Origin of the sequence: Pantoea sp. EKM103V (assembly GCF_011800365.1) — a bacterium.
Lineage (GTDB): Bacteria > Pseudomonadota > Gammaproteobacteria > Enterobacterales > Enterobacteriaceae > Pantoea > Pantoea anthophila.
In genome coordinates this window covers 180,289-205,145 of sequence record NZ_JAALFQ010000002.1, presented here as the reverse complement: position 1 = coordinate 205,145, position 24,857 = coordinate 180,289, and the positions used below count along the sequence as shown (strand labels likewise).

The 24,857-nt window shown below is 54.6% G+C and carries 24 protein-coding genes and 1 pseudogene; 12 read left to right on the top strand and 13 right to left on the bottom strand.

The features are described 5' to 3' along the window. Positions 1-33: 33 nt before the first annotated feature. A complete protein-coding gene (locus HFD97_RS07335; RefSeq protein ID WP_009092968.1) occupies positions 34-507 on the top strand; it encodes a nuclear transport factor 2 family protein in 474 nt (157 codons plus the stop codon). Positions 508-551: 44 nt separating this feature from the next. Here HFD97_RS07335 and HFD97_RS07330 read toward each other — a convergent pair whose 3' ends face one another. Next, entirely contained in the window at positions 552-947 is a 396-nt protein-coding gene (locus HFD97_RS07330; protein WP_167431669.1) for a hypothetical protein, read from the bottom strand. Next, positions 917-1,252 carry a hypothetical protein gene (locus tag HFD97_RS07325; protein ID WP_167431668.1) on the bottom strand — a complete coding sequence of 112 codons (336 nt, stop codon included), beginning with the start codon at positions 1,250-1,252 and terminating at the stop codon, positions 917-919. The genes HFD97_RS07330 and HFD97_RS07325 overlap by 31 nt, the downstream gene beginning before the upstream one ends. Before the next feature lie 57 nt (positions 1,253-1,309). Between HFD97_RS07325 and HFD97_RS07320 the strand changes: the two genes are divergently transcribed. The 3 genes from HFD97_RS07320 to HFD97_RS07310 all read left to right on the top strand — a co-directional run bounded on the left by HFD97_RS07320 (position 1,310) and on the right by HFD97_RS07310 (position 4,324). Continuing rightward, a complete protein-coding gene (locus HFD97_RS07320; RefSeq protein ID WP_167431667.1) occupies positions 1,310-2,080 on the top strand; it encodes a MerR family transcriptional regulator in 771 nt (256 codons plus the stop codon). A 124-nt stretch (positions 2,081-2,204) separates the two neighbouring features. After that, complete coding sequence (locus tag HFD97_RS07315; protein ID WP_167431666.1) at positions 2,205-2,594, top strand: DUF1090 domain-containing protein; 390 nt, start codon at positions 2,205-2,207, stop codon at positions 2,592-2,594. Positions 2,595-3,049: 455 nt separating this feature from the next. Further along, positions 3,050-4,324: a Glu/Leu/Phe/Val dehydrogenase gene (locus HFD97_RS07310; protein ID WP_009092964.1), complete on the top strand. Its 1,275-nt coding sequence runs from the start codon at positions 3,050-3,052 to the stop codon at positions 4,322-4,324. Between the two features lie 40 nt (positions 4,325-4,364). On the opposite strand, the gene HFD97_RS07305 is transcribed toward HFD97_RS07310, so the two are convergent. Further along, the gene (locus HFD97_RS07305) at positions 4,365-5,534 is read right to left on the bottom strand and encodes an ROK family transcriptional regulator (protein WP_009092963.1); all 1,170 of its coding nucleotides are present in this window, start codon (positions 5,532-5,534) and stop codon (positions 4,365-4,367) included. A 293-nt stretch (positions 5,535-5,827) separates the two neighbouring features. On the opposite strand from HFD97_RS07305, the gene HFD97_RS07300 reads away from it, so the two are divergent. From HFD97_RS07300 to HFD97_RS07280, 5 genes are read left to right on the top strand one after another with little or no spacing between them, the layout of a single operon-like run. Next, a complete protein-coding gene (locus tag HFD97_RS07300) occupies positions 5,828-7,075 on the top strand; it encodes an extracellular solute-binding protein (protein ID WP_167431665.1) in 1,248 nt (415 codons plus the stop codon). A 9-nt stretch (positions 7,076-7,084) separates the two neighbouring features. Further along, positions 7,085-7,993, top strand: a complete 909-nt coding sequence (locus HFD97_RS07295; RefSeq protein WP_058958074.1) for a carbohydrate ABC transporter permease — start codon at positions 7,085-7,087, stop codon at positions 7,991-7,993. Next, positions 7,983-8,822 (top strand): carbohydrate ABC transporter permease, encoded by an 840-nt coding sequence (locus HFD97_RS07290; protein ID WP_150044527.1) that lies wholly within the window; start codon positions 7,983-7,985, stop codon positions 8,820-8,822. The genes HFD97_RS07295 and HFD97_RS07290 overlap by 11 nt, the downstream gene beginning before the upstream one ends. A gap of 2 nt (positions 8,823-8,824) precedes the next feature. Then, the gene (locus HFD97_RS07285; protein ID WP_009092959.1) at positions 8,825-9,772 is read left to right on the top strand and encodes a carbohydrate kinase family protein; all 948 of its coding nucleotides are present in this window, start codon (positions 8,825-8,827) and stop codon (positions 9,770-9,772) included. Positions 9,773-9,774: 2 nt separating this feature from the next. Continuing rightward, positions 9,775-10,857: an ABC transporter ATP-binding protein gene (locus HFD97_RS07280; RefSeq protein WP_167431664.1), complete on the top strand. Its 1,083-nt coding sequence runs from the start codon at positions 9,775-9,777 to the stop codon at positions 10,855-10,857. A 121-nt stretch (positions 10,858-10,978) separates the two neighbouring features. Here the strand turns inward: HFD97_RS07280 and HFD97_RS07275 are convergent, their stop codons facing one another. Beyond that, positions 10,979-12,919, bottom strand: a complete 1,941-nt coding sequence (locus tag HFD97_RS07275) for a methyl-accepting chemotaxis protein (protein WP_150041105.1) — start codon at positions 12,917-12,919, stop codon at positions 10,979-10,981. A gap of 520 nt (positions 12,920-13,439) precedes the next feature. Here HFD97_RS07275 and HFD97_RS07270 point away from each other — a divergent pair. Continuing rightward, positions 13,440-14,567, top strand: coding sequence for a Fic family protein (locus HFD97_RS07270; RefSeq protein ID WP_167431663.1), 1,128 nt, complete (start codon positions 13,440-13,442; stop codon positions 14,565-14,567). Positions 14,568-14,632: 65 nt separating this feature from the next. Here HFD97_RS07270 and HFD97_RS07265 read toward each other — a convergent pair whose 3' ends face one another. The 4 genes and pseudogenes from HFD97_RS07265 to HFD97_RS22175 form a co-directional block, all read right to left on the bottom strand. Beyond that, positions 14,633-16,027, bottom strand: a complete 1,395-nt coding sequence (locus tag HFD97_RS07265; RefSeq protein WP_167431662.1) for a glycoside hydrolase family 1 protein — start codon at positions 16,025-16,027, stop codon at positions 14,633-14,635. A 12-nt stretch (positions 16,028-16,039) separates the two neighbouring features. Next, positions 16,040-17,902: a PTS beta-glucoside transporter subunit IIABC gene (bglF, locus tag HFD97_RS07260; RefSeq protein WP_167431661.1), complete on the bottom strand. Its 1,863-nt coding sequence runs from the start codon at positions 17,900-17,902 to the stop codon at positions 16,040-16,042. Between the two features lie 136 nt (positions 17,903-18,038). Beyond that, positions 18,039-18,872 carry a BglG family transcription antiterminator LicT gene (gene licT / locus HFD97_RS07255; protein ID WP_167431660.1) on the bottom strand — a complete coding sequence of 278 codons (834 nt, stop codon included), beginning with the start codon at positions 18,870-18,872 and terminating at the stop codon, positions 18,039-18,041. Positions 18,873-19,034: 162 nt separating this feature from the next. Further along, positions 19,035-19,151: pseudogene (locus HFD97_RS22175) on the bottom strand (carbohydrate porin); the annotation flags it as partial. A gap of 413 nt (positions 19,152-19,564) precedes the next feature. Between HFD97_RS22175 and HFD97_RS07245 the strand changes: the two are divergent. Next, a complete protein-coding gene (locus HFD97_RS07245; protein ID WP_009092952.1) occupies positions 19,565-19,840 on the top strand; it encodes a hypothetical protein in 276 nt (91 codons plus the stop codon). A 64-nt stretch (positions 19,841-19,904) separates the two neighbouring features. Here HFD97_RS07245 and HFD97_RS07240 read toward each other — a convergent pair whose 3' ends face one another. The 4 genes from HFD97_RS07240 to HFD97_RS07225 form a co-directional block, all read right to left on the bottom strand. Then, positions 19,905-21,530, bottom strand: coding sequence for a cholesterol oxidase substrate-binding domain-containing protein (locus tag HFD97_RS07240; protein WP_167431659.1), 1,626 nt, complete (start codon positions 21,528-21,530; stop codon positions 19,905-19,907). A 28-nt stretch (positions 21,531-21,558) separates the two neighbouring features. Further along, positions 21,559-21,819, bottom strand: a complete 261-nt coding sequence (locus HFD97_RS07235) for a phage holin family protein (protein ID WP_167431658.1) — start codon at positions 21,817-21,819, stop codon at positions 21,559-21,561. 75 nt (positions 21,820-21,894) lie between these two features. Next, on the bottom strand, positions 21,895-22,287 hold the full coding sequence (locus HFD97_RS07230) for a hypothetical protein (RefSeq protein WP_167431657.1): 393 nt from the start codon (positions 22,285-22,287) through the stop codon (positions 21,895-21,897). A 535-nt stretch (positions 22,288-22,822) separates the two neighbouring features. Then, positions 22,823-23,149: a YebG family protein gene (locus HFD97_RS07225; protein ID WP_046102677.1), complete on the bottom strand. Its 327-nt coding sequence runs from the start codon at positions 23,147-23,149 to the stop codon at positions 22,823-22,825. 231 nt (positions 23,150-23,380) lie between these two features. Between HFD97_RS07225 and HFD97_RS07220 the strand changes: the two genes are divergently transcribed. After that, the gene (locus HFD97_RS07220; protein WP_167431656.1) at positions 23,381-24,343 is read left to right on the top strand and encodes a benzoate transporter; all 963 of its coding nucleotides are present in this window, start codon (positions 23,381-23,383) and stop codon (positions 24,341-24,343) included. A gap of 102 nt (positions 24,344-24,445) precedes the next feature. Here HFD97_RS07220 and HFD97_RS07215 read toward each other — a convergent pair whose 3' ends face one another. Next, entirely contained in the window at positions 24,446-24,829 is a 384-nt protein-coding gene (locus tag HFD97_RS07215) for a hypothetical protein (protein ID WP_167431655.1), read from the bottom strand. Positions 24,830-24,857: the final 28 nt, after the last annotated feature.

The following is a 24,857-nucleotide window of genomic DNA, read 5'->3' as shown; positions in this document are numbered from 1 at the left end:
ACATCCGGGCCTTTGCGCCATTAAGGAGAAACATTGGAAACTTCACGTCCGCCCTTACCCCCTTTTACCCGGCCTGAAGAGGCGGCAGAGAAAGTGCGTCTGGCTGAGGATGGCTGGAACAGCCGCGATGCCGGGCGGGTAGCCCTGGCCTATTCTGTGGACAGTCAGTGGCGCAACCGCGATACCTTCCTGACCGGCCGCAGTGAGATCATCGCCTTTCTGGAGCAAAAATGGCAGCGGGAGCAGCAGTACCGGCTGATTAAGGAGCTGTGGAGTTTCGATCAAAACCGGATAGCGGTGCGCTTTGCCTATGAATGGCACGATGAGCGGCGGCAGTGGTATCGCTCTTACGGCAATGAGAACTGGGCGTTTGACGAGCAGGGTCTGATGAAGCAGCGCTTTGCCAGCATTAACGATCTGAAAATCAGCGAAGCGCAGCGGCTTTTCCACTGGCCGCAGGGACGACGGCCTGACGATCACCCTTCCCTGAGTGAACTCGGCTTATAACGCGGCGCGTTCAGCGGAGAGCGTTGCTCTCCGCTATCCTCTGCTCAGCCCTGCTCGTCCTTATTCTCGACAAAGGTGGCTTTGTTGCGGGTGACCGTATAGGCCACTTTCTTGACGTCCTGAGGTGACGTGGTCACTTCCACCGGTGCGATGGTGACGCGCCCCATCCCGAACAGCGTCGGTACATAACCTCCAATCTGGTGTTTTCCGGCCGGAACGTGCAGCAGCATGCTTTCGCCATTCGGTAATTTACCGGCATCTTTGCCATCTACCGTCAGGAAGACGCTTGAACCATCATCGGCACGGGTTTTAATGTGTGAGACATCAATCTGCGTCGGACCCGCAGCAAATTCATCTGGCGTATTGCTGGGCGTCTGTTTCGCACAGCCGGTTAATAACGCAGCAACCGTCAACGCGGCGAAGGTAAAACGATAAGGCATTGGGCACTCTTTCTCCTGATCATCAGAACCCCGTATTTTAGTCGTTTGCCTGGCAGATAAAAGAGGAGGAGAGATCGGTATCCTCTTAAAAAAGTTAAAATATCCCTGGATTGCCCGGTATAGTTGCGTAAAGAATTTTTACTGAATAAATAAACAGTCTTTTTTTTCACGAGCCGCAGATATTTTAACCTGCTGATCAGCCTCAATTTACCCGGCTGTTCACGACGAATAAGCGCAGCGTCACGCCGCGTGGCTGCTGTTTTTCCTCCGGAGCCCCCCTGTTCATTAGCGGTTATCAGGTTCATAGTAGACGTTCATCCCCGGTTAACTCCGGCGGCCATTCCCTCAACAGAGGGCACAATATGCTTTTTCATACAACGGAAACGGTCTGTGCAATAACCGGCACGCATCCTGCGAACCTGAAGCGCTGGGTGAAGCAGGGGTTACTGACGCCCAGACAACACGCTGAACACTGGAGTGACGCACAGCTCAGTGAAATCCGCACGCTGGTTGACTTAACTGCCACGGGCGCGACGCCCGAGGAGATCAGACAGGGTCAGCAGACCGCCACCTCGATCATGACCCACGGCTGGGCGGCGCGTAAAGGTGACATGCTCTGGCAGCTTGAGTTCGGGACACCCCTGTCGCTTTCGCGTCAGATGAACAATATGTCCGGTAACTACAGCGGGGATGACTTCATTATTAATCTGCTGCGCCCTCTGAGTGTCTGGCTTCACACAGACCGGCGTCAGGGTGCCACACGCCGTCTTGCCCGGTTTGAAAAAACGGTGCAGCAGCAGGCTGACCTGATGATGCGTGATGCGGCGCGAAACCACGCCTCTGTTCCGCTGTTTCTGGAAGCCGTGAGCGTCATGGACAAAACCGAAATCTGGCTGGAAGCCATTCGTCTGACCGCGATGGGTTTTAGTGTCGAGGTGGACGCCAGTGCCAGCGGACGACCAGCGTTCAACACCGGACGCCATGCGCATCATGTCATGTGGTGTGGTGCTGGCATCAGTCAGGTGATGCAGGACTATTTCAGACAGCAGAGTCAGCAGGGGTATCCCGTTATGCTCAGTGGTCCTGATTGCCGTCTTAGCCTTTCCCGGTCAACCGCTTCAAGCGCTGCCTGACAGCAGGCAGCCTTTCCCCCTCTCCGCTTTTTCCGCGCCAGTGAATATTTTTTTCTGTTAAGAACCGCTTAAGGCGGCTTCGTATACTGTTGTCTCCACCTCCTGACTCATAGATGAGACGACAATGAAAAAGACCTTACTGGCCCTCAGCCTTTGCCTGCTGCCCCTGACCTTCACGGCGGCGCATGCCGACTCTGCGTTAACCGGTTGTGCAGCGAAAAAGCAGGAGATTGAGACGCAGCTCTCCTTTGCCCGACAGCACAATAATTCTCACCAGATTGCCGGGCTGGAAAAAGCGCGGCGTGAGGTTGAAGAGCACTGCACCGAAAGCGGCCTGCTGAAGCAACGTCAGGAAAAAGTGGCCGAAAAGCGCAGTAAGGTTCAGGAGCGTGAACAGGAACTGGCTCAGGCGAAAGCCGAAGAACGCAGTGCCAGCAAAATCCGCAAGCGTGCAGAGAAGCTTGCTGAGGCGCGTCAGGATCTGAAGGAAGCGGAACAGGCACTGACTCACTAATCTGATAAGGCCAGCCAGCGATGCTGGCCTCTTATTTTATAATTTATCCCGCCTGTTTTCTAACCTGCTGAATAATCACCGCTATTCACTTTTTTTGCATTACTTAATGTAATCGGTTGATTACTTATTCTCATGCACTTAATTGGTGCAATAAAGTCAATATCGCGTCGATCAATTCTTTAACTTTTTGAACGCCTTCAAAGAATTGAAAGATAGCGAGTTTTCTCACGCTATTCACAAAATACGCACTTCACGCGCATCATTATTCGCCTTGTGCGGGGTGTAATCAGCAAACTATTCACTTTCTCTGCCCCAGAATGGGGCATGACCCGGTCGGGAACGGGCGCCTGCCACATCTTATTTGTTTCAGGAGTGTTAGATTATGACGGCGCAAAACAGTACGCGCGTCATCCACGGCTCCACACAATAAATAACTTCATTAAGAAAGGTTTTTTATGGATAAGTTATCTTATGCGTCTGAAAGCAGCACATCTGCCTGGTCAACCTACCTGCAGCAAATCGACCGGGTGGCGCCCTATCTGGGCGATCTTTCACGTTGGATAGATACTTTACGTCATCCCAAGCGGGCACTGATTGTCGACATTCCCCTGCAGATGGATGATGGCTCAATTCGCCATTTTGAAGGGTATCGCGTTCAGCACAACCTTTCACGCGGTCCCGGCAAAGGGGGCATTCGCTATCATCCGGATGTCGACCTTAACGAAGTCATGGCGCTTTCCGCCTGGATGACCATCAAGTGTGCGGCCGTCAACCTGCCCTACGGTGGCGCTAAAGGGGGCATCCGCGTCGATCCTTTTAAACTTTCTGAGGGCGAGCTGGAGCGTCTGACACGCCGGTATACCAGTGAGATTGGCATCATCATCGGGCCGCAGAAAGATATCCCGGCTCCGGATGTCGGCACCAACGGTAAAGTGATGGCGTGGATGATGGACACCTACTCCATGAACCTCGGCACCACCGTCACCGGCGTCGTCACCGGTAAACCCATTCATCTGGGCGGCTCGCTGGGCCGTGAGAAAGCCACCGGCCGCGGGGTGTTTATCACCGGACGCGAAGTGGCGCGTCGCGCAGACATTGAAATTGAAGGTGCCCGCGTGGCGGTTCAGGGGTTTGGTAATGTCGGCAGTGAAGCGGCCCGACTGTTTGACGAGGCGGGCGCGCGCGTGGTGGTGATTCAGGATCACACGGCCACCCTGTTCAATGCCGACGGTATCGACATGGCAGCCCTGACGGAATGGCAGATTGCGCACAAGCAGATCGCCGGTTTCCCGGGCGCGCAGAGCATTGAGAAAGAGGCGTTCTGGACGACGGAGATGGACATTCTGATCCCGGCGGCGCTGGAGGGTCAGATTACCCGTGAGCGTGCAGAAGTGCTGAGCTGCAAAATCGTGCTGGAAGGCGCGAACGGCCCCACCTACCCTGACGCCGACGACATGCTCGCTTCGCGCGGCATTATCGTGGTGCCGGATGTGGTCTGCAATGCGGGCGGCGTAACCGTCAGCTACTTCGAATGGGTGCAGGACATGGCCAGCTTCTTCTGGAGTGAAGATGAGATCAATCGTCGCTCAGACAAGATCATGACAGAAGCGATGGTTCACGTCTGGGACAAGTCGAAAGAGAAAGCGTGCTCACTGCGCACCGCGGCCTACATCGTGGCGTGTGAGCGTATCCTGATGGCGCGTAAAGATCGCGGGATCTATCCGGGCTGATCCCGGTGGCGCTGTTGTCTGCAACAGCGCCATTTGCTCTCTACTTCATCAGCACCTGAAACTGCGGGTTAAACTCATCAAAGATGGGCAGCGCGGCGGCACCCAGTGCGGCGGTATCGCTGCCGGTCATGCCGGTCTTCAGTCGCATCGCATTCAGATAGCGTCCGCGAACCGACTGATAGAGTGGCGGTAACTGCGCGACCATCTGCTCCAGCAACGGCGCGGGCATCATCCCGCCGATAATCACCGCTTCTGCATCAAACACCGACTCCAGAATATTGATTGCCTGGCGCAGTGGCGTCTTTATGCTTTCAATCCAGGCACTGAAACGCGCAGGATCAATCTGCAGCAGGTCGTCAGGCAGCGCCCGCATCGGATCGAGGCCGCAGAACTCGTAGGCAGCCTGTAACGAGACATAACGCTCAAGACAGCCCTGATTGCCGCAGTAGCAGTCGCGCCCGCCCGGCTCGACCACGATGTGGCCGATCTCACCCGCGTTATGGGCATGGCCGGTGTAGATGTGGCCATCGGTAAAGATCCCCGCGCCCAGGCCGGTGCCGATATAGAGATAGATAAAGGAGTTAAGCTGACGGGCGATGCCATGAAACCGTTCACCAATGGCGGCCACGGTGGCGTCATTCTCCAGCGTCACCGGCAGGCCACTGATCGCGCCAAGTTCAGCTTCAATATCGACCTGCTCCCAGCCGTTCAGGGTAGTCGGCCCCACCGATGAAATGCCCTCTACGCCGAACGGTCCCGGCATCACCACGCCTATGCCTAACACCTTCTGCCACTGCGCGCCGAGAAAGGCCCGCATCTCCGTCAGCACGTCAGCAATGCACGCCAGGGTGGCAGCAGGCTGGGGCTTCTGCACCAGCAGGAGGCGGCGGAAGTGGACTTCGCCGCTGAGATCGACCAGAACCAGCAGCAGGGTCTGGTGATCGAGGTGAATCCCGATCGACCAGGCACTGGTCGGATTCAGCGTGACCGGAATGGAGGGCTGACCACGCCCGCTGCGGCGTGGCTGGCGGCTGGTCAGCAGTTCAGCCTGCTCCAGCTCTGCAACGATGTTGGAAACGGTCTGCGGCGTCAGCGCCGTCAGCCGTGCCAGTTCGGCACGGGTCAGCTCACCATGCAGACGAATCGCTTCAATCACCACACGGCGGTTATGCGCCCGCGCATGTTCAAGGTTGGTGCCCGAGGTTCTCATGTTGTTTTCCCTTACAGCGCGACCTCACAGTATTGGTATGCGGAGCAATGGAGGCAAACAATATCTTTGATCGTGTACGCAATTTCCGCGGTTCAGGATAGGCAAGGCGGCGATAAAAGCGCAGGCTGGGCGCCAGCGTTGTTACGACGTTGTTAATGTTACCGCCCTTTACTGGCACGTCCTTTGCTTAATTCCTGACAGGTCAGCCTGCCCGCTGACCATTACGCCCCTGATTAAATCAATCAAATTGATTTAATTAACCGACAGCCTGTTGCTGCATAGTGGAGAAGACCATGTCACAGCGTTATACCCCCCGACTCAAAGCCGGCTTTGCCGCCTTACTGATGTTAAGCGCAGGCAGCGCCGCGGCGGCCACGCAGATTAATGCCCTGTTTATGACGCAGGCCGCCTACAGCGAAAATGATATCCGCGCCATGACGCAGAACTTTCAGAAAGCGCATCCGGATGTCAGCGTCAATCTGGAGTTTGTTCCCTATGAAGCACTGCATGACAAGATCGTGGCGGCGCGCGGTGCGGGCGGCAATGGTTATGACGTGGTGCTGTTCGATGCCATCTGGCCGGCAGAATTCAGCCGTTTCGATCTGCTGCAGGATGTCTCATCACGCATTACCCCTGACGAAAAAGAGAAGGTATTCCCGGGTGCGATGAACACGGTGGTCTTCAAAGGCAAAACGCTCGGCATGCCGTGGATCCTCGACACCAAGTACCTCTATTACAACAAAGCGATGCTGGCGAAAGCGGGCATTACGACGCTGCCAGAGACCTGGCAGCAGGTGCTGGATGACGCGAAAATCATCAAAGAGAAAAAGATCGTCACCTATCCGCTCGTCTGGAGCTGGTCTCAGGCGGAAGCGCTGGTGTGTGATTACACCACGCTGGTCTCCGGCTTTGGTGGCCAGTTTTATCAGAACGGCAAGCTCAACTTCTCCAGCCCGGCCTCTCTGAAGGCGCTGGCGCTGATGAAAAGCTCACTCGATCAGGGGCTGAGCAATCCGGCGTCGCGTGAATATCTGGAAGAGGATGTGCGTAAATCGTTCTCCAATGGCGATGCGGCGTTCGCGCTGAACTGGACCTACATGTACAACATGGCCAACGATCCAAAGCAGAGCAAAGTGGCGGGTGAGGTGGGCATCATGCCTGCGCCGGGGGATGCACCGGGCAAAGTGGGTGCGGTCAACGGCTCAATGGGGCTGGGTATCACCAAAGGCAGCAGCCATGCGGATGAAGCGTGGCAGTACATCCGCTATATGACCTCTCAGCCGGTGCAGAATCAATATGCGAAACTCAGCCTGCCGATCTGGAAATCGTCTTATCAGGATGAGGCGGTAAAAAAAGGTCAGGAGAGTCTGATTGCCGCGGCGGATAAATCGCTTAACGTGATGCTGTCACGTCCTGAGACGGCCGACTACTCGCGCCTGTCGAACCAGCTCCAGCAGCAGTTGCAGCAGGTGTTACTGGGCAAAACGTCGGCCCAGGATGCGATGGCGACGGTCGATAAAAGCGCCGCCCGGCTGCGTTAAGGAGTGATGATGCTGAGTCTGCGTCAACGCGAACAGCGTCAGGCATGGGTGCTGCTGGCACCCATGCTGCTGGTGATGCTGCTGCTGACCGCCTGGCCCCTGGTGCGCACAATCTGGCTCAGCTTTACCGATGCTGCGCTGATTGGCAGTGGGGAAACGCCAGGCTGGGTCGGGCTGGAAAACTACCTCTATGCGCTGAGCGATCCCGATTTCCGGGCTTCGATCTGGCGTACCCTCTATTTCACCGTGGTTTCTGTGGTCTGTGAAGGGATCATCGGCGTGCTGGTGGCGCTGCTGCTGAATCAGCGATTCCACGGACGCAACGTGCTGCGGGTGCTGGTGATCCTGCCGTGGGCGCTGCCTACGATTGTCAACGCCATGATGTGGCGGCTGAACTTCAACCCCGACTACGGCAGCATCAACGCCCTGCTCACCCAACTGGGCATTATTGACGGCTATCGCAGCTGGCTGGGGTCGCCGGATGCCGCGCTGAATGCGGTGATGTTTGCAGACATCTGGAAAAACTATCCGCTGGTGACCCTGCTGGTGCTGGCTGCGCTGCAGTCGATCCCCGACGATCTGTTTGAGGCGGCGCGACTGGATGGAGCCTCCGCCTGGCGTCGTTTCCGGGCGATCACCTTCCCGGCGATTGTCGCGCCGCTGGGCGTGGCGCTGGTGTTGCGCACCATCGATGCCTTCAAAATTTTTGACATCATCTATGTGATGACGCGCGGCGGGCCGGTGGACAGCACCAAAACCCTGAGCTTCTTCGTCTATCAGGAGTCGTTCAGCTACCTGCGTGCGGGCAGCGGCGCTGCCTACGCGATCCTGATGACCCTGATGTGCGCCCTGCTGATCACGCTCTATCTGCTGATGTTATGGCATCAGCGCCGCCGGAGTTCCGCCTATGAAAACTAAACTGCGCCAGGGGCTGCGTTACGGGGCTGCGCTGCTGGTCGCCCTCAGCATTCTCGCCCCGATGGGCTGGCTGTTTCTGATGAGCGTCAGTTCCGCCAGCGATCTCTCACGGGTGCCGTTAGAATGGCTGCCGCGCCAGTGGGATTTCAGCCGCTATCAGGGGCTGATTTCGCTGGCACCTGGCCAGCCGGGCGCGATCTTCCTGCATGCACTGGGAAACAGCCTGCTGGTCGCGTCGGTCGCCACGGCGATCTCCCTGCTGCTGGCGATCCCGGCGGCGTTCAGTTTCTCGCGCTACAGCGGTCGCGAGGCCTGGCTTTCCAGCGCCCTGGCGATCTATATGGTGCCGCCCGTGGCCTTTGTACTGCCGCTCTACTTCCTGCTGCAACAGCTGGGGCTGCTCAACACCCGTCCCGGTCTGGTGATGGTCTACTGCTCGCTGATCCTGCCGTTTCTGACCTGGATGCTGAAGAATCAGTTCGACGCCCTGCCCCGTGATATCGAACAGGCAGCCCGGCTGGATGGCCTGCGCTTCTGGCAGGTTCTGCTGCGCATCACGCTGCCGCTGGCAAAACCGGTGCTGGGTGCCGCTGCCCTGTTTGGCTGGCTGCTCGCCTGGGATGAATTTTTTTACGCGCTGCTGTTCACCAGCAATCTGTCGGCCCAGACCCTGCCGGTCGCCATTGCCGGTTTTACCGCCGGGCGGGCGACGGATGACGGGCTGATCGCCGCCATTGGCATTCTGGCATCGGTACCGCCTCTGTTTATCGCCATCTGGCTGCAGAAAACGCTGGTCAGTGGTCTCACCAGCGGGGGAAGTAAGGGATAACTATGAACCATTCCACTGTCGCCACCCTCTATGTGGTGGGTAATATCAACGTCGATTTAATCATGAGTACGCTCAGTGACTGGCCGCAGCGCGGCACCGAAGTGATGCTGCAGCACAGTGAGCTTCGGCCCGGCGGCTCGGCCGGAAACTGCGCGCTGGCGCTGGAGGCGATGCAGGTGCCGCATCGCGCTATCGCCAACCAGGGTAATGATGGTCTGAGTCACTGGCTGGCCAGCCATTTTCCGCACAGTGCGAAGCAGTGGCCGCGCTACGCCTGCGAGACGTCACTGACGGTAGGCGTCACTCACCCCGATAACGAACGCTCCTTTCTCAGCAACTACGGGCACATTACCCTGCTGACCGTCGACGATGTGCTGGCTCAGCTGCCGCCGCAGGCCGTCCCGGGTGACATCGTGCTGCTGTGCGGCACCTTTCTCTGCCTGGAACTTTATGCACACTATCCCGCGCTGCTGGCTACCTTACAGCAGCGTGGTTTTTGTGTGGCGGTGGACACCGGTTGGCCGCCAGCGGGCTGGAGCGATGCCCTTCGCTTACAGATTGCGTCCTGGTTAGCGGACTGCGACTGGCTGCTGCTGAATGAGGTGGAGGCGCTGGGTCTGGCGGGCGCAGAGCTGCTGGAGCAGAGCGGCAAACAGCTGTCAGCCCGGCTCAGCGGCCGCGGCGGATGTGTGATCAAGTGCGGCGCGGAGGGCGCACGCCTCTGGTCTGCCGCCTCTGTGCAATTTGCCGCCGCACAACCGGTGACGGTGGTCGATACCATCGGTGCGGGGGACAGTTTCAATGCCGGTTTTCTCACGGCCCTGCTCTATCAGCACTCCTCTCATACCGCCCTGCGCTGGGGCATTGACGTGGCGTCACAGGCAATCAGTAGCTCACCGCGCCGCTATCCCAGCTGGCAACAACTCCAACTTTCAAATGAGGTGCGCTGACCATGGCCAGTGTTGAACTTGTACAGGTGGCGAAGCGCTACGGTAAACAGAACGTACTGCAGCCGCTGGATTTAACCATTCCTGATGGCACTTTTACCGTGCTGGTCGGTCCCTCCGGCTGCGGTAAATCCACCCTGCTGCGGCTGCTTGCTGGTCTGGATAGCGTCTCTGACGGCGACATCCTGCTCGACAAAAAGCGCATCAACGATCTCGACCCCGCCGACCGGGATATCGCGATGGTGTTTCAGAGCTACGCGCTCTATCCGCACCTGACCGTCGCTGAGAACCTGGCGTTTCATATGCAGGTGAAAAAGGTGAAGCGCGAGGAGCAGAAGAGCAAAATTGCCCGGATTGCGGGCATTCTCGGCATCGATCAGCTGTTGCAGCGCTATCCCCGGGCTTTATCGGGCGGACAGCGGCAGCGCGTGGCGATGGGCCGGGCGATGGTGCGCAACCCGCAGGTGTTTTTATTTGATGAGCCGCTCTCGAACCTGGATGCGCAGTTGCGGATGGAGCTGCGCGCCGAAATCAAATCGCTTCATCAGCGTTTTAAAACCACCATGGTTTATGTCACCCACGATCAGGTCGAAGCGATGACGCTGGCCGATCAGATCGTGGTGATGAAGGATGGCGTTATCGTGCAGCAGGGTGCGCCGCTGGCGATTTATGATCGCCCGGTTAACACCTTCGTGGCGCGGTTTATCGGCTCACCGCCGATGAATCTGCTGGATGCCCGCTTTGAAGTACGGGACGCCGTGCCAGGCGTCTGCTGTGGTGAGCAGTGGCTGCGGCTCCCTTCCCGCTGGCACCGTGCCGCACAGCAGCAGGCGAGTCAGCCGGTCACGCTGGGCGTGCGCCCTCACGATCTGATCACCGATGTCAGCGGGCAACCGGCGACGGTGAATATCGTTGAGATTACGGGGGAGTCGACGCTGTTACATCTGACGTGGCAGGGATTTTTGCTGCATATGCAGCTGAGCGGCCGCAGTGATGCCGTGCCGGGTGGCACGCTGCCGGTAACGGTTAATCCGGACAGGATGCACCTGTTTGATGCCGTCAGCGGTGAGCGCCTGACAGAGGCGTAATGAATCTGCATCAGACAGCCCACACAGAGGGCTAACCCGCCAGGGATGGCGGGTGTTGCGACTTTGCGGAAGAGGTCTGCGCCGTCGCCCTGTCCGGCAGCGACGGCGTTGTCAGTGCGTTTTATGCCAGGTGAAACTGCTCCACCGTCTGCGCCAGCTGCTGCGCCTGATCCTCCAGTGAACTGGCGGCGGCGGACATCTGCTGCACCAGCGCGGCGTTCTGCTGGGTGGTGCCATCCATCTCGTTGACGGCAATCGTGACCTGACTGATGCCACGCGCCTGCTCGTCAGAGGCAGTGACAATCTCACCGATAATCCCCTGCACCGAGTTCACCGCCTGCATCATCTCCTGCATGGTCTTACCGGCATCGTTCACCAGCCGGACGCCGCTTTCGACCCGCACGCTTGACTCTTCGATCAGCGCGCCAATCTCTTTCACAGCGTTGGCACTGCGCTGGGCCAGATTACGCACCTCGCTGGCGACCACGGCAAAGCCGCGTCCCTGTTCACCAGCACGCGCCGCTTCTACTGCCGCATTCAGCGCCAGAATATTGGTCTGGAAAGCGATGCTGTTGATCATCGTGGTGATATCGCCAATTTTTTTCGAGCTGTCATCGATCTGCGCCATGGTCTGCACGACCTCACCGACCAGCGTGGCACCGCGGCTGGCGATGTGCGTGGCGTTTTCGGTCAGGCTGGTCGCCTGCTGTGCGTTGTCGGCGTTCAGACGAATCGTGGCGCTAATCTGCTCCATGCTGGCGGCGGTCTGCTCCAGCGCAGCAGCCTGCTCCTCGGTGCGCGACGCCAGGTTGAGGTTGCCGCTGGCAATTTCCCCCGCTCCCTGACGCACCGATTCACTGGCATCTTTAATCTGTCCGACAATCTGTCGCAGCTGGGTCTGCATGGTCTCAAGGGCAAAGAACAGGCTGCTGCGATCACCCTTCTGCACGGCAATCGCGTTATCCAGTTTGCCATCGGCTACCGCCAGCGCGATCTGAGCCGCTTCAATCGGCTCGCCGCCAATCGGACGCAGCACCTTACGGCTGAACAGCATACCCAGCACCGTACCGACCAGCAGAATGCTCACCACCATCAGGATCACCGCCCACATCAGCTGGCGGTTGGCGGCGGCCATCACCTGGCTGACTGGCGCGACCACACCCAGATACCAGGGCTTATCGCTGTTGCCGATCACGACCGGCTGCCAGGTGACCAGCGCCTCTTCACCCAGTACCCCATCAAAATGCTGCACCACCTTCGAGGTAAAGTTATCGGTTTGTCCTTTCCAGGGTTTTCCGGCCTCCTCTTTAACCGGCGATGAGACCACATTGCCGCCATTGGAGAGCAGCAGCGCATAGCCGGTGCCCTGCCAGGGTTTAATCTGGTTCACTTTCTTTTGCAGCGAGGCCAGCGAAATATCTGACGTGACGACCGCTTTCAGCGTGCCCTGATCCATAATCACCGCAGCAACCGAAGTGAGTAATGTCGGCACGCCGTTATAGGCGTAGCTATAGGGTTCGGTAAGCGTATCTTTTTGAGACTTTTGCGGGATGAGATAGTAGTCGCCCTGTCCCGGCGTGAGGTAAGAAAGCAGAGGATGCATGGCGTAATGGCCTGAGGCATCACGGTCAACAAACCAGGCATAGCGGCCCTGTGGCGCCTGACCCTGCTGGGTGGCGAACTCCGCATCGCGGCCATCGAACGCATTCTGTTCGAATATCACTGACATCGACAGATACTCCGGATTGGCGCGCAGCGCATATTCCATCACTTTGTCCGCTGCCTTGCGATCGGTAATGCCTGCATGCGGTAAAGCGATCAGACTTTGTCCAAGATGACTGGCCACATCGCGTGCATGCGTCAGCTCCTGCTGCACCTGCAGACCCCGGCTCTGGGCAATCTGCTGCAGATACTTCTCTGCCAGCGCTTTCTGCTCTTTACCGGACTGCCAGCTGAGGACACCGATGGTGACGGTAAAGCCCAGCGTGATGGTTAAACCGCCCATGAGCAGCATCTGCGCACGGGTACTCATTTTTTTCTTTTTTAGTAACGAACTGGACATAATTTTTTCCCCTGGAAATGATCCTGCTCTTTACCTCCTTGTGGTTATAGTGCTCCTGAGATCATCTATCGGCGGCGTTTTTTTGAACTTTACCCTGCGCTCAGCCTGCGGCACGCAGAACGCCGCCTGATTATTTCGGGGAAATTGATCGCTAAGGGATTATGTCGTGAATGATGAACGGGATTTTTTTGATCTGCGACAATACAGCCGCTCTCCACAACTGTCAGTTTATGTAAAACATTGCTGCAGACCCTTATCACTGTGGAGAGAAATCAATGATTGGTAAATTCGGTTTAACAGGTGGGTTAATTATCTGGCTGGCTTATGTTGCCTGGATTGTACATTACTACTCAGACACCTTTATTCAGTTCTCCCGCTAAACAGACAGGGCCTTCGGGCCCTTTTTTCTGTCCTCAGGTTCGCCAGCGTATTCTGTGAGCCGATTGTTTGTTATTATCGCCTCATTCTATGAGCCGAATAAGGTGCGTTATTCGGCTCATTTCCTGACCCTGAGCTGACGATGAACACCCACTGGATCTGGCAACAGGCCGACTGGCCCCACTTTCAATGGCAGGATGCCGTGCTGTTACCGCGCCTGCGCCATCTGCAGCAGCAGCGCGGCCTGCTGCTGGGCCGCGCCAGTCTGCACCCCGACAGCGAAAGTCAGACGCTGGATACCCTGCTCAGTAATATCCTCTCCTCATCGGCCATTGAAGAGGAGCGGGTTAACGTGCAGTCGGTCCGCTCGTCGCTGGCGCGGCGGCTGGGCGTCACGGAAGAGCAGCCCTGGCCGGTCTCTGACCGCTCAGAAGGCCTGGCGGCGATGATGCTGGACGCGATCAACAACCGCAGCCAGCCGCTGACGATGGAGCGACTGTATCAGTGGCATCACTGGCTGTTTCCGGCAGATGAATGGACGGTGCAGCGTCTGAGCGTCGGGATGTTGCGTGGCAGCGAGCCGATGCAGGTGGTCTCAGGGCGTATCGACCGGCCTACCGTCCATTTTGAAGCCCCGCCGCGTGACGGACTGGAGCCGCAGCTGGCGCAGTTTATTGCGTGGTTTAACCAGAGCCAGCAGGACGTCATGCTCGACCCGTTGCTGCGGGCCGCGATCTGTCACCTCTGGTTTGTGACTCTGCATCCCTTTGATGACGGCAACGGCCGCATCACGCGGGCACTTACCGACCTGGCACTGGCGCAGGCCGACAGTCAGAGTATCCGTCTCTACGCCATGTCTCCCGCCATTCTGGCGCACCGTGCGGACTATTACCGCATTCTGGAACAGACGCAAAAAGGCGACACCGACATCACCCGCTGGCTGGTGTGGTTTCTGGATATCCTTGATGAGAGCCTGCAACAGGCGATGAGCGTGATTGACCGCACGCAGATTAAGGCGCGATTCTGGCTGCGCTATCAGGGAACGGGACTGAGTCAGGAGCAGGTTAAAGTGCTGAACCGGCTGCTGGATGGCGGCGAGCAGGGATTTGAACAGGGGATCAGCGCCAGTCAGTATCAGAAGGTGGCAAAAGTCAGTAAAGCGACTGCAACCCGACATCTGGCGGATCTGGTCGAAAAAGGGTGCCTTTACCGGCTGGAAGGCGGCGGCAGGAGCACCCGCTATCAGGTTAATACCGGCGAGACACCCTGACTCAGCCGGTTTTGCACGGAGGGAAAAGAGATCGCAGGCAGCGCGATGTCGCTTTCCCGCGGCGATCACCCTTTCAGGGATCCTCCACGGGTGGCGATGACCTCTTTATACCAGTAGAAGCTTTTCTTGCGGCTGCGCGCCAGTGAACCCTCACCGTTGTCGTCGCGATCGACGTAGATAAATCCGTAGCGTTTAGAGAGTTCGGCTTTCGAGGCGCTGACCAGATCGATCGGGCCCCAGCTGGTATAGCCCATGACCTCCACGCCATCTTCAATCGCCTCACGGACCTGCACCAGATGATCGTTGAGGTAGCTGATACGGTAGTCATCCTGCACGACCCCGGTGGCATCGGGTTTATCTTTCGCGCCAAGCCCATTCTCAACGATAAACAGCGGCTTCTGATAGCGATCCCACAGCAGATTGAGCAGCGTGCGCAAGCCGATCGGATCAATCTGCCAGCCCCATTCAGACGCGGGCAGATGGGGGTTCGGCACCATACTCAGGATATTGCCCCGTAGCTGCTGATTCAGCGCGTCATCGGCGGTGACGCAGCCGGTCATGTAGTAGCTGAAAGAGATGAAATCGACGGTCGATTTCAGCGCTTCACGGTCGGCGTCGGTGATCTCCAGGGCGATATGGTTGTCGCGGAAGAAGCGCAACATGTAGCCCGGATAAGCGCCACGGCACTGAACGTCGCCAAAGAATTGCCATGTCCGGTTCTCCTGCAGGGCTTCCAGAACATCTTCGGGTTTGCAGCTCAATGGATAGACCAGCCCACCCAGCAGCATGTTGCCGATTTGGGCGTCAGGGATAATCTCATGGCAGGCTTTTACCGCCAGCGCGCTGGCGACCAGCTGATGGTGAATCGCCTGATACACCTCCCCTTTGCTGGCGGTTTCCGGCAGACCCACTCCGGTCAGAGGGGCATGCAGCGACATGTTAATCTCATTAAAGGTCAGCCAGAGTCTGACTTTATGCCGGTAACGGGTAAATACGGTACGGGCGTAGTGACTGAAGAAATCAATCACCCGCCGATTGCCCCAGCCCCCATACTGCGTCACCAGTCCCCAGGGCATCTCATAGTGTGACAGTGTCACAAGTGGCGTGATGTTGTGCGCGGCCAGCTCGTCAAACAGCCGGTCATAAAAAGCCAGACCCGCCTCGGCAGGCTGCTGCTCATCACCCTGCGGAAAGATGCGTGTCCACGCAATTGAGACCCGCAGGCAGCTGAAACCCATCTCGGCAAACAGGCGGATATCCTCCGGATAGCGGTGGTAAAAATCAATCGCCACATCCTTGAGGCTGTGACTGCCTGGGCCCCGCTCGCAAACCGGACCAAAAATCCCCTGCGGCTGAAGGTCGGAGGTCGAAAGGCCTTTACCCGCCTCACGCCAGGCCCCTTCCACCTGATTTGCGGCAACGGCGCCGCCCCATAAAAATGAATCCGGGAAAGTTTTCATGCTGTTCTCCTGTTATTGATGGCTGAGGCTGAGTAACGGTTGTCCGGCCGTCACGGTGCTGGCTGCAGCCGTGATGACATCAGCGTAGTCATCGCTGTTACTGATAATGATGGGGGTGGTCAGGTCATAGCCGGCATCAAGAATCGCCTGACGATCAAATTCCAGCAGCAGATCGCCCGGTTGAATTTTGTCGCCTGCGCTGACGTGTGCGATAAACGGCTTGCCGTCGAGCTTCACCGTATCGATGCCGACGTGGATCAACAGCTCGACGCCGCTATCACTCAGCAGGCCGATGGCGTGCCGGGTCTGAAACAGCGAGGCGACCTCACCGGCAAATGGCGCGATGACTTTGTTATCAAGCGGAATGATGGCGACACCGCGTCCCAGCAGGCCACTGGCGAACGTGGCGTCCGGCACCTGATCGAGCGCCAGCACGGTGCCAGACAGCGGGGAAAGGATCGCGTTTTCGTCTGAGGAGCGGGCTGTCGCCGCAACAGGGAGGGCGGCTTTGGGCATACCGGCAAGCAGGGTCATGCCGCAGCTCAGAAACAGCGCCAGCACTGTTCCGGCAATCCCGCCCCATAACGTGCCATCGACCCCGGTGGGCGGGATCATCTGCGCAATCGTGAAGACGTTGGCAAAGCCAAAGGAGTAAACGTGTGTGTGGCTGAAGCCAACAATCGCCCCGCCAATAGCACCCGCCACGCAGCCAAAAATAAAGGGACGACGCAGCGGCAGATTGACACCATAGACAGCCGGTTCGGTAATTCCAAAAATCCCTGCCGTTACGGACGAGCCAGCCAGGACCTTCTGCCGGGCATCGCGGCTGCGCAGGAAAATCCCCAGCGCGGCGCCAACCTGACCCATGACGGCGGGCAGCAGCATCGGCAGCATTGAGTCGTGCCCCAGCACCGCCAGGTTGTTGATCATGAGAGGCACCAGCCCCCAGTGCAGACCAAAGATCACACAGACCTGCCACAGCGCACCCATGGCGGCGCCAGCCAGCCAGGGGGCCAGCGCATAAATCCACTGGTAGCCGTTGGCCAGCATCATGCTCAGCCAGGTGGCCACGGGGCCAATCACCAGAAAAGTGAGCGGCACGGTAACGCCCAGGCAGATCAGGGGCGTAAAAAAGTTCTTCATTGAGGCAGGAAGCCGCCTGTTGCTCTGTTTTTCAAGCCAGCAGCTCACCCACGCGGCAAGAATCACCGGAATGACCGACGCACTGTAGTTGAACCAGGTGACAGGGATACCCAGAAACGCGTCCGCCATGGCGCCGGTTTGCTGGCTGGCATTAAAGGCGGCGATCATGGTCGGATGGGTGAGTGCCCCGCCGATCACCATAGTGATAAAGGGATTGCCACCAAACTTCTTACCGGCGGTATAACCCAGCACCAGCGGGAAAAAGAAGAACAGCGCATCACTGGCAGCAAACCAGATTTTATAGGTGCCGCTCTCAACGGAAAGCCAGCCGCAGACCACAGCCAGGGCCAGCAGGCCTTTTAGAATGCCCGAAGCGGCCAGAATGCCGATAAAGGGGGTGAAAATACCTGAAATGATGTCGATAAGTCGGCTGAAGAGATTCCCGCCACTGTCGTTTTCATCCGTTGCGACAGGTGCGTCATCGCGCAGTCCCGCTTCAGCGCGAACCGCCTGCCAGACTGCATGCACATGGTTGCCGATGACGACCTGGAACTGCCCGCCGCTTTCAACCACCATAATCACACCCGGGTTTTTCTTCAGTGCCTCCGCATCCGCCTTCTGACTCTCTTTCAGTCTGAAACGAAGCCGGGTGGCGCAATGCTCCAGGCTGACGATGTTCGCTTTACCACCCACATGGCTGAGGATCTCCTGCGCCAGTTTCTGATATTCCATCTCTCTTTCCTTACAAGCGATGTCCGCAGACATCCGTTGAGGGAGCCAAAAATAAAAAAACCTGAGAACGACCTCTTTTCAGAGGCCGCGCTCAGGTTTTGCCTGCACTACGCAGTAACAATCCAGGTTGAGGGTGTTAACGCCCCTCTTTTCTCACCCGTTCGATATGAATGGCGAGAAACATCATCTCTTCCGCTGTAAGATCGCGCTGATAGCTTTGCTGCAGATGCTGCGCGATCTTCACCGCGCATTTCCACGCTTTGGGATAGTTCTCTTTGACCGCGGTATGGAGTGACACATCATCGTCATCAACGACGGTTCGTGTCAGCATGCGCTGGGCAAAAAACTTCAGATGGGTGACGAACCGCTGGTAACTCAGCGATGACTCGTCGTAGTCCAGCTGCAGCTGATACTTCACCAGTTGCAGAACGTCCTGCATCACCCGCGTCACATCCATCACTTCCGGCATTTCGTTGTTGAGCTGAGCCGTTACCAGATGAAGCGCGATAAATCCGGCTTCATCCTCAGGCAGTTCCACATTCAGACGACGGGCGATGATGGCGCGGGCTTCCTGACCCAGCTCAAACTCCCGGGGATAGAGTCGCCTGATATCCCAGAGCAGCACGTTTTTTATCGCCAGCCCCTTCTTCTGCCGCTCGATGGCAAAGAAACAGTGATCCGTTAATGTGATGTAGAGACTCTCCTGCAGTTTCCCTAATCGCTGTGCTGCCAGGTTGATAATGCGGTCACAGGTCGTCATGACCTCAGCAGGGATCTGGTTCAGTAACTCCTCAAGACGGCGCACCAGCAGATCGCTTTGCAGCGCGAATACTTTCTCAATCTGGGCGGTATCGAGAGTGTCACCGGCACGTTTCTGGAAAGCCAGTCCGCGGCCCATCACGACCTGCTCGCGTCCCTGTTCATCCTGAACCACCACCACATTGTTATTAAGCACTTTGGCGATTTTCATCCAGACCCCAAAAACAAAAAACCTGACCTCCGGCTGACGCCAAAAATCAGGTTTTGCCTGCCTGAGCAGTAACAATCCACCAGGCGCACTCTACCATTTTTAAGGCGGACCTCAATCTGCCTCGGTGAAAAGCGTGACGGCGATCCTGCTCCACAGGAAAATTTAAAATGTCACCACGGTTTTAAGTTCCGTCACCCAGGCATCCTGAGTGCGGGCGATACCCGCCGGGCGATGCCAGTACTGAATGCCGGGCTGCAGTTCCAGCCAGCTGAAGGGACGAGCAAGGCAAAAAAAACCTGAGCGCCTCACAGTGGCAGAAACCGTGAAACGCTCAGGTTTTTCCTGTTAACCAGTAATAACCCTTTGCAGATGATGGGGCCCACACTAATATCGAACGCGGGCAGTGAAAAACCGGGGAATTTCTGTTTGAGAAAAGCGTGAGCGAATTAACATGCCACCGATACTGAGATCGCGACGGCACAATAAAAAACCGGAAATAGACATCCTGAATAATGACAAATAATTTAAACGACTCCTTCCGGATATCAGGCTGGAGAAGATTTATTATTTTATCATGAAAAGAGGTTGGCTTCCGGATTATTGACAGCCTGTCTGGCTTATGCAACCATCAATTGAAGGCGGAATTATTTTGTAATAAATTTGCCATTTATTATTGTGATAAGGAAATTTCAATGCGTGAACTTACTATAAGCGAAGTAAACTCAGTCTCAGGTGGCAACGTTGGTGAAATTATTGTTGGTGGTGTAAAGCTGATTAACGACTTATTCAATACCCCCCTGCTCTCTTTTCCAGGGAGACTTTTGGATGCCATCGGCTTAGGAAGCATTCATCACGCCCTTGACTCGATTGGCTTTGCTATATTTACAACGATTGCTTCATTAGGCAGTGCGCTGGGTGGCGATGCCAGTCAGATTAACTACCATTTCAATGAGGAATGGGGTGATTAAAAATAAGCTATCCGGATATGAAGCCACCGTTTAGGTGGCTTCATTCATAGCGACCGAATGATGACTACAGGGTCGCTTTAAAAAGCCTCATGGTTAAAGGTGAAGAGTAGAGGTAGTGAGGGTCATACTTATCGAGCGTCGCTTTTGCAAAACGCCAGTCATACCCATCGGTGATACCCTGAGTTAAGCTATCAGGAATAAGGGTGTCGATAACCGTCTCATTATCCCAGGCATCTTTTTCTGAATATCCCCAGCCTTTGCTCCACTCAACGCGTACCGTTGCATAATCGCCAGAATAGTGATTGAACACCCACTCTTCCAACTCTCTGAAAAACTTCAGTGAGTCAGGAGTACCAGGCATTGTCAGATTATCCAGCCAGATTGCAACATCCCATTCAGGGTGAGCATCAACAGGCCGGGCTGCGGAGAGTGCAGGAGGAACAGCACCAGCAATATCGGTATCAGCTGGATTATCTAAACCGGTCACACGAATTTCAATCGGACCATTCATGGGATAAGCGTTAGATTTTTTGTAGATATCCACCATGCTCTCATATTTCGCCTTAAATTCACTGAGTACCTTTTGAATGTTCTCTCTGCGGGTGATGATGACATAGCCGTTAGCCGTCACCCGAAGCGTGTCTGGCTTGATATACATCAAGACATCTTTGCTCCACCCCCACAGGTCGCTACTGATTGTCGCACCAAGTCCGATATTGACCAGATTGAACATCAGGTTTCCTAATGAAGGTGTGAGTTCCGGAAAGCCATTGTGAATCTTCCTGACCAAATCGGAAACCTGAACAGGAATATTATCCGAAAAAGGATAGTTAAAGGGAGAATGGACGGGTTTAGATATCCTGTTGTAGGCTGGAGACTCTGTCCAGATTTTTAACCATGGTGTGGTAGTAAACGGAAACCAGATGATCTCAGCACGCCCGCATTTATCCAGATAGGAGGTATAGGTTCTGATACCTTCACCCTCCTGACCAAATAATTCGACGGCGGGAACATTGACAAAACTTTGGCAGCGTAAACGCTTGTTACGCGGCACCTGAAGTTTAACTTCATAAATAAATGCCCTCCCGACATGAATCATAAAGGCTGATATCTCCGGGTTGGTTCTTTCGAACGTTTTCAACACGTACTGCTTAAGATTGTCATCCCATACAATGGCTTTGAGTTCGATAATGTTATTGCTGACGGTTCCCCAGCTCCCCCCTGCGGGGCGTTCCTCATTGACAGAGGGGATGCCGGTTCCATGTCCTCCTATTGCGATGACACCGCCAAGCGTCAGATCGCCTGGTGCAGGCATGCTATAAAAGCCTAATTTCTTTTTCTCAAGGAGAGTAACAAGAGCTTCCATCTGAATGCCGGTCTGCGCCGTGACATAGCCGTAATCACCATGTTTAACTATCGTTGCAGCATTAAGATGTTTCGTCATGTCAACCAGGACAACATCGCTGTTGTCAGCATTATTATCAATAGTCAATCTTGACCAGTTATGCTGAATACCTACCGGGCGAACTTTGAATTTATTATCAACAGCCCAGTTAATGACATCGAGTAATTCAGCACTGGTCTTAGGTGAACATGAGAGAATGTTTTTTCCGGATGTCTCTTTTGACCAGTTTAAAAAATCAGTGCGGAACGTTTTTAACGGGAATGCAGTTGCAATCTGGTTGCTCATAGAATGTCCTTATTTAACCTCTTCAGATTTAACGGTAAACATATCCACCACAGAAAAATGAGACAGACCCACTTATAACAATGGCTTCATACAGACTTAATCCATAATTAACACATATAATACCTCCAAGAAGTCCCCAGAAAATTGAGATGGTCAGCGCAGATAAAAGTGTTTGTATCGTTGGCGCTGCTCTTCCTGCATGAGCACTTAACAGATATCTTGTTACGCCCCCGAAAAAGGATATCAGCAAGAAGATCACCAGCCAGATTGTTTCAGGTTCATTTCTCATATATCTCCCCTGACATGTTAACGCCTCCTGTCGTAACTGGAGTGGATATAGTGATAATGAATATCAGCGCAATGCTCAAATAAAAAACAGAGTGCGGCGTGTAAATTTTCTGAACCAGGTGATTTTCTTTTGTAAAAAGAAGTAGAGCTTTTCATTACAGGTGATAAAAACGAGGTTTTTGGGTATAAAAAACTGAACGCCTTTGCTTTTTGAGTAAGTCAGATTCAAAAGGGGATCTATAATCTGAACTTTTTTTCTCAACAGATAGAAAAGTTGAGAGATATTATTGGCAGAGATGGATTTATATCTTGCTTCCCATACCTGTAAAATTAAATCGGCAACATCAATCTCCCTTGCCTTCCTGCTTTTGATCATAAAAATAAAAAGTGTGAATTCGTTCCTGCTCAGGGAAATTACCTTTCCTTTACAAAACAGGCTTCTGGTTTTTTTATTCACAAGTATAATCAAAATCGAACCTCCTCTCCGTTTTTATGATTTCTATACATGACAGGCGGTAGATGTTAATTAAAAAAAAGTCCAATATGATAATTTTTTTGGAAAGCGCGTTTTTAACGTACAGGTTCATAAAAGAATTAAAAAATTCAGTAGCATCTTCCTGGTCAATGACTGGGGAAGGGTTTTCACATTTTCTTTCCGGACTTAAGCAGGATTTACCCTGTTTCAGGATGCCTTATTTACTGCCAGGAGAGATTGATAGAGGCGGAACAGGCATGCTGACCCTGTCTGAGCACTACTGTCATCACTGATGGGTCGCACAGAATGGCAGAGGGAGAGTGCGGGCAAAGAGTTTTGATGAGCTTATATTTTTCAGAAAAGAATTTTAATGTGCATTACCCCCGCCTGTTCTGTCAGAATCAGAGCGCTCAGGAATAACGATGAACGATGGGACTCATTTAATGAGCTAATACGGATGAGACGGGAAGAGAATCTTAAGTCAGAAACAGCAACGCCGGAAGATTCGCTTCCGGCGTTGTAGTGAAGATTAGGCCGCTTTTACTGCGCGCACTTTCTTCGCCGCAGGCTCATCAGCCTGGTTGTCAGCATCGTCTGAGCGGGAAGCGTGGGTCGTCGCCTCCGGCAGTTTGCTGGTGCGAAGGATATGCTGTACCGACTCTTTCTGCTCAGCAATCAGCAGGCCCAGCGTTTCCGCCTGTGCTTCGTCCATCGCGGGCTGATGCTGTAACAGCCAGTCGGTGAAGGCTTCGGCCATATCGAGCATTTTGTCGTAGGCATCGGCCTCTTTCTTATTGGCAAACGTCATCTTCTCTTCACCCTTTCTGACTACTACAAATTTTGTTTCAACAGCCATCTTTTCGCCCTCAGGTACTGTGTATACATACAGTATATCATGCTCAGTTTGCTTTGCCAGCAGAGAATGGAGTTTATCGGAGATGTGCAATTGAACCTTATCATCGCGCAGGCTTTTCTTCGATCAGGACGTTAATCCGGCGATGGGGTCAGATTCCCCTGTCTGACGCAGCTTCAGGAGAGGGCGGAAAGATTCTGTCAGGAGGGTGGCAGTAAAAACGCTGGAAAGTGTATGGAAAGCGTAAAACAGCAGGTACAATCCGCAAAAAATAAAATTGATGATGATGGCAAAAGGATCAGTTCGCCAATGATTTACGATTGTTTCCTGTACTACGATGAAGATATGCTTCTTGAACTGCGTTTAAATACACTTTATGAGCATGTTGACCGCTTCGTCATCGTTGAATCTCTCTATACTTTCACGGGCAAGCGACGAGAAAAACTTAATTTCAATATTGACCGGTTCGCCGCGTTTCGCGAAAAGATCATCTATGTGATAAATGATTCCGTTCCCACCATTTATCAACATGAATTCCTGTCCGGCAGTTCTGTGGTGAAAGCCGGGGAATCCGATCCGTGGGAAAATGAAACCATTGCGCGTAACAGCATTATGCATGGTCTGCGCCATGCTCAGGACGACGATATCATCATCATTTCCGACGTTGATGAAATTCCTCACCCTGCTGCCCTCACGCAGTTCAGTCGCCGTCATCTGTGCACGACGCTGTATCAGAACTTTTTTAACTATAAATTTAATGTTCAGGTACTCAACGATGATGGCTCGGCGCGCTTATGTCGCCTGCCGAAAATGACGACGATGAAAAACCTTAAGGGCTTTTTTCAGGGACAGCCAGAGTTGTTACGCAACGTGAAGCGTAAAGGCACCCCAATACGGGATAGCTGGTGGCGCTGGAGACTTCTTAAGATGCGCACCCGGATTGTCATGAACGCGGGCTGGCATTTTTCCTGGGTAATGACAGATGCACGCATCAGCGAGAAGATGAAGACAATTTCCCATACAGAAAATAATCTTCCCGAGTTCAATAATCCGGATCACATCCGGCGCTGTGTTGATAAAAATATAGATATCTGGAACCGGCCAAGGAAGATGGTCATCCGGCCTATTGATTATGAATATATGCCGGCCTGGCTGGTAGATAATCAGGAAAAATTCGAAGAGTTTATAAAACGATAAGACCTTTAACCTGACAGCCCGCTTTGAGCGGGCTGTTTTATCGCAACAACCCGCCAAAGGTGGCCGTTTCCAATGGCCTGAATCGTCGCGTTGCTCAGTATACTACTCAGACGCGAACTCAACGGTGAGTTTGCCGCAATCCAGCATGCCGTACTGCTTTCTGCCCGTAACGCGTTCTGCATAAAAAGGGACCAGCCATTGCTCAGCCGGGCCGCTTATCTCTGCGTCAATGAACCGTATGCCCTTCTGGCGGGCGACTTCGGCTGCTTCATGCCAGTTTTGCCAGTCGTTGGGCTGTCTCAGCCAGGCACTCAGCACGGTCTGTTTTGCCTGCTCAACCGTGTAATGTTTGCACGCCGCAAGATTTTCCTCACTGTAGTACTGGTCACCCGTTTTCAGATAGATCAGCGCTCCTGTCCCTGTCAGGGCCAGCAGAACAAGCCCCATAAAACCGATCACTGTACCCTTCACAACACTTCTGATCATAACGCCACGCATTGATTCATTTTTAAGC

What these genes read in the sequence shown, in the direction of transcription:
- HFD97_RS07330 (WP_167431669.1), bottom strand. Translation starts at nt 947, where the DNA reads ATGCCTTATCGTTTTACCTTCGCCGCGTTGACGGTTGCTGCGTTATTA.
- HFD97_RS07325 (WP_167431668.1), bottom strand. Translation starts at nt 1,252, where the DNA reads ATGAACCTGATAACCGCTAATGAACAGGGGGGCTCCGGAGGAAAAACA.
- HFD97_RS07320 (WP_167431667.1), top strand. Translation starts at nt 1,310, where the DNA reads ATGCTTTTTCATACAACGGAAACGGTCTGTGCAATAACCGGCACGCAT.
- HFD97_RS07315 (WP_167431666.1), top strand. Translation starts at nt 2,205, where the DNA reads ATGAAAAAGACCTTACTGGCCCTCAGCCTTTGCCTGCTGCCCCTGACC.
- HFD97_RS07310 (WP_009092964.1), top strand. Translation starts at nt 3,050, where the DNA reads ATGGATAAGTTATCTTATGCGTCTGAAAGCAGCACATCTGCCTGGTCA.
- HFD97_RS07305 (WP_009092963.1), bottom strand. Translation starts at nt 5,534, where the DNA reads ATGAGAACCTCGGGCACCAACCTTGAACATGCGCGGGCGCATAACCGC.
- HFD97_RS07300 (WP_167431665.1), top strand. Translation starts at nt 5,828, where the DNA reads ATGTCACAGCGTTATACCCCCCGACTCAAAGCCGGCTTTGCCGCCTTA.
- HFD97_RS07295 (WP_058958074.1), top strand. Translation starts at nt 7,085, where the DNA reads ATGCTGAGTCTGCGTCAACGCGAACAGCGTCAGGCATGGGTGCTGCTG.
- HFD97_RS07290 (WP_150044527.1), top strand. Translation starts at nt 7,983, where the DNA reads ATGAAAACTAAACTGCGCCAGGGGCTGCGTTACGGGGCTGCGCTGCTG.
- HFD97_RS07285 (WP_009092959.1), top strand. Translation starts at nt 8,825, where the DNA reads ATGAACCATTCCACTGTCGCCACCCTCTATGTGGTGGGTAATATCAAC.
- HFD97_RS07280 (WP_167431664.1), top strand. Translation starts at nt 9,775, where the DNA reads ATGGCCAGTGTTGAACTTGTACAGGTGGCGAAGCGCTACGGTAAACAG.
- HFD97_RS07275 (WP_150041105.1), bottom strand. Translation starts at nt 12,919, where the DNA reads ATGTCCAGTTCGTTACTAAAAAAGAAAAAAATGAGTACCCGTGCGCAG.
- HFD97_RS07270 (WP_167431663.1), top strand. Translation starts at nt 13,440, where the DNA reads ATGAACACCCACTGGATCTGGCAACAGGCCGACTGGCCCCACTTTCAA.
- HFD97_RS07265 (WP_167431662.1), bottom strand. Translation starts at nt 16,027, where the DNA reads ATGAAAACTTTCCCGGATTCATTTTTATGGGGCGGCGCCGTTGCCGCA.
- bglF (WP_167431661.1), bottom strand. Translation starts at nt 17,902, where the DNA reads ATGGAATATCAGAAACTGGCGCAGGAGATCCTCAGCCATGTGGGTGGT.
- licT (WP_167431660.1), bottom strand. Translation starts at nt 18,872, where the DNA reads ATGAAAATCGCCAAAGTGCTTAATAACAATGTGGTGGTGGTTCAGGAT.
- HFD97_RS07245 (WP_009092952.1), top strand. Translation starts at nt 19,565, where the DNA reads ATGCGTGAACTTACTATAAGCGAAGTAAACTCAGTCTCAGGTGGCAAC.
- HFD97_RS07240 (WP_167431659.1), bottom strand. Translation starts at nt 21,530, where the DNA reads ATGAGCAACCAGATTGCAACTGCATTCCCGTTAAAAACGTTCCGCACT.
- HFD97_RS07235 (WP_167431658.1), bottom strand. Translation starts at nt 21,819, where the DNA reads ATGAGAAATGAACCTGAAACAATCTGGCTGGTGATCTTCTTGCTGATA.
- HFD97_RS07225 (WP_046102677.1), bottom strand. Translation starts at nt 23,149, where the DNA reads ATGGCTGTTGAAACAAAATTTGTAGTAGTCAGAAAGGGTGAAGAGAAG.
- HFD97_RS07220 (WP_167431656.1), top strand. Translation starts at nt 23,381, where the DNA reads ATGGAAAGCGTAAAACAGCAGGTACAATCCGCAAAAAATAAAATTGAT.
- HFD97_RS07215 (WP_167431655.1), bottom strand. Translation starts at nt 24,829, where the DNA reads ATGATCAGAAGTGTTGTGAAGGGTACAGTGATCGGTTTTATGGGGCTT.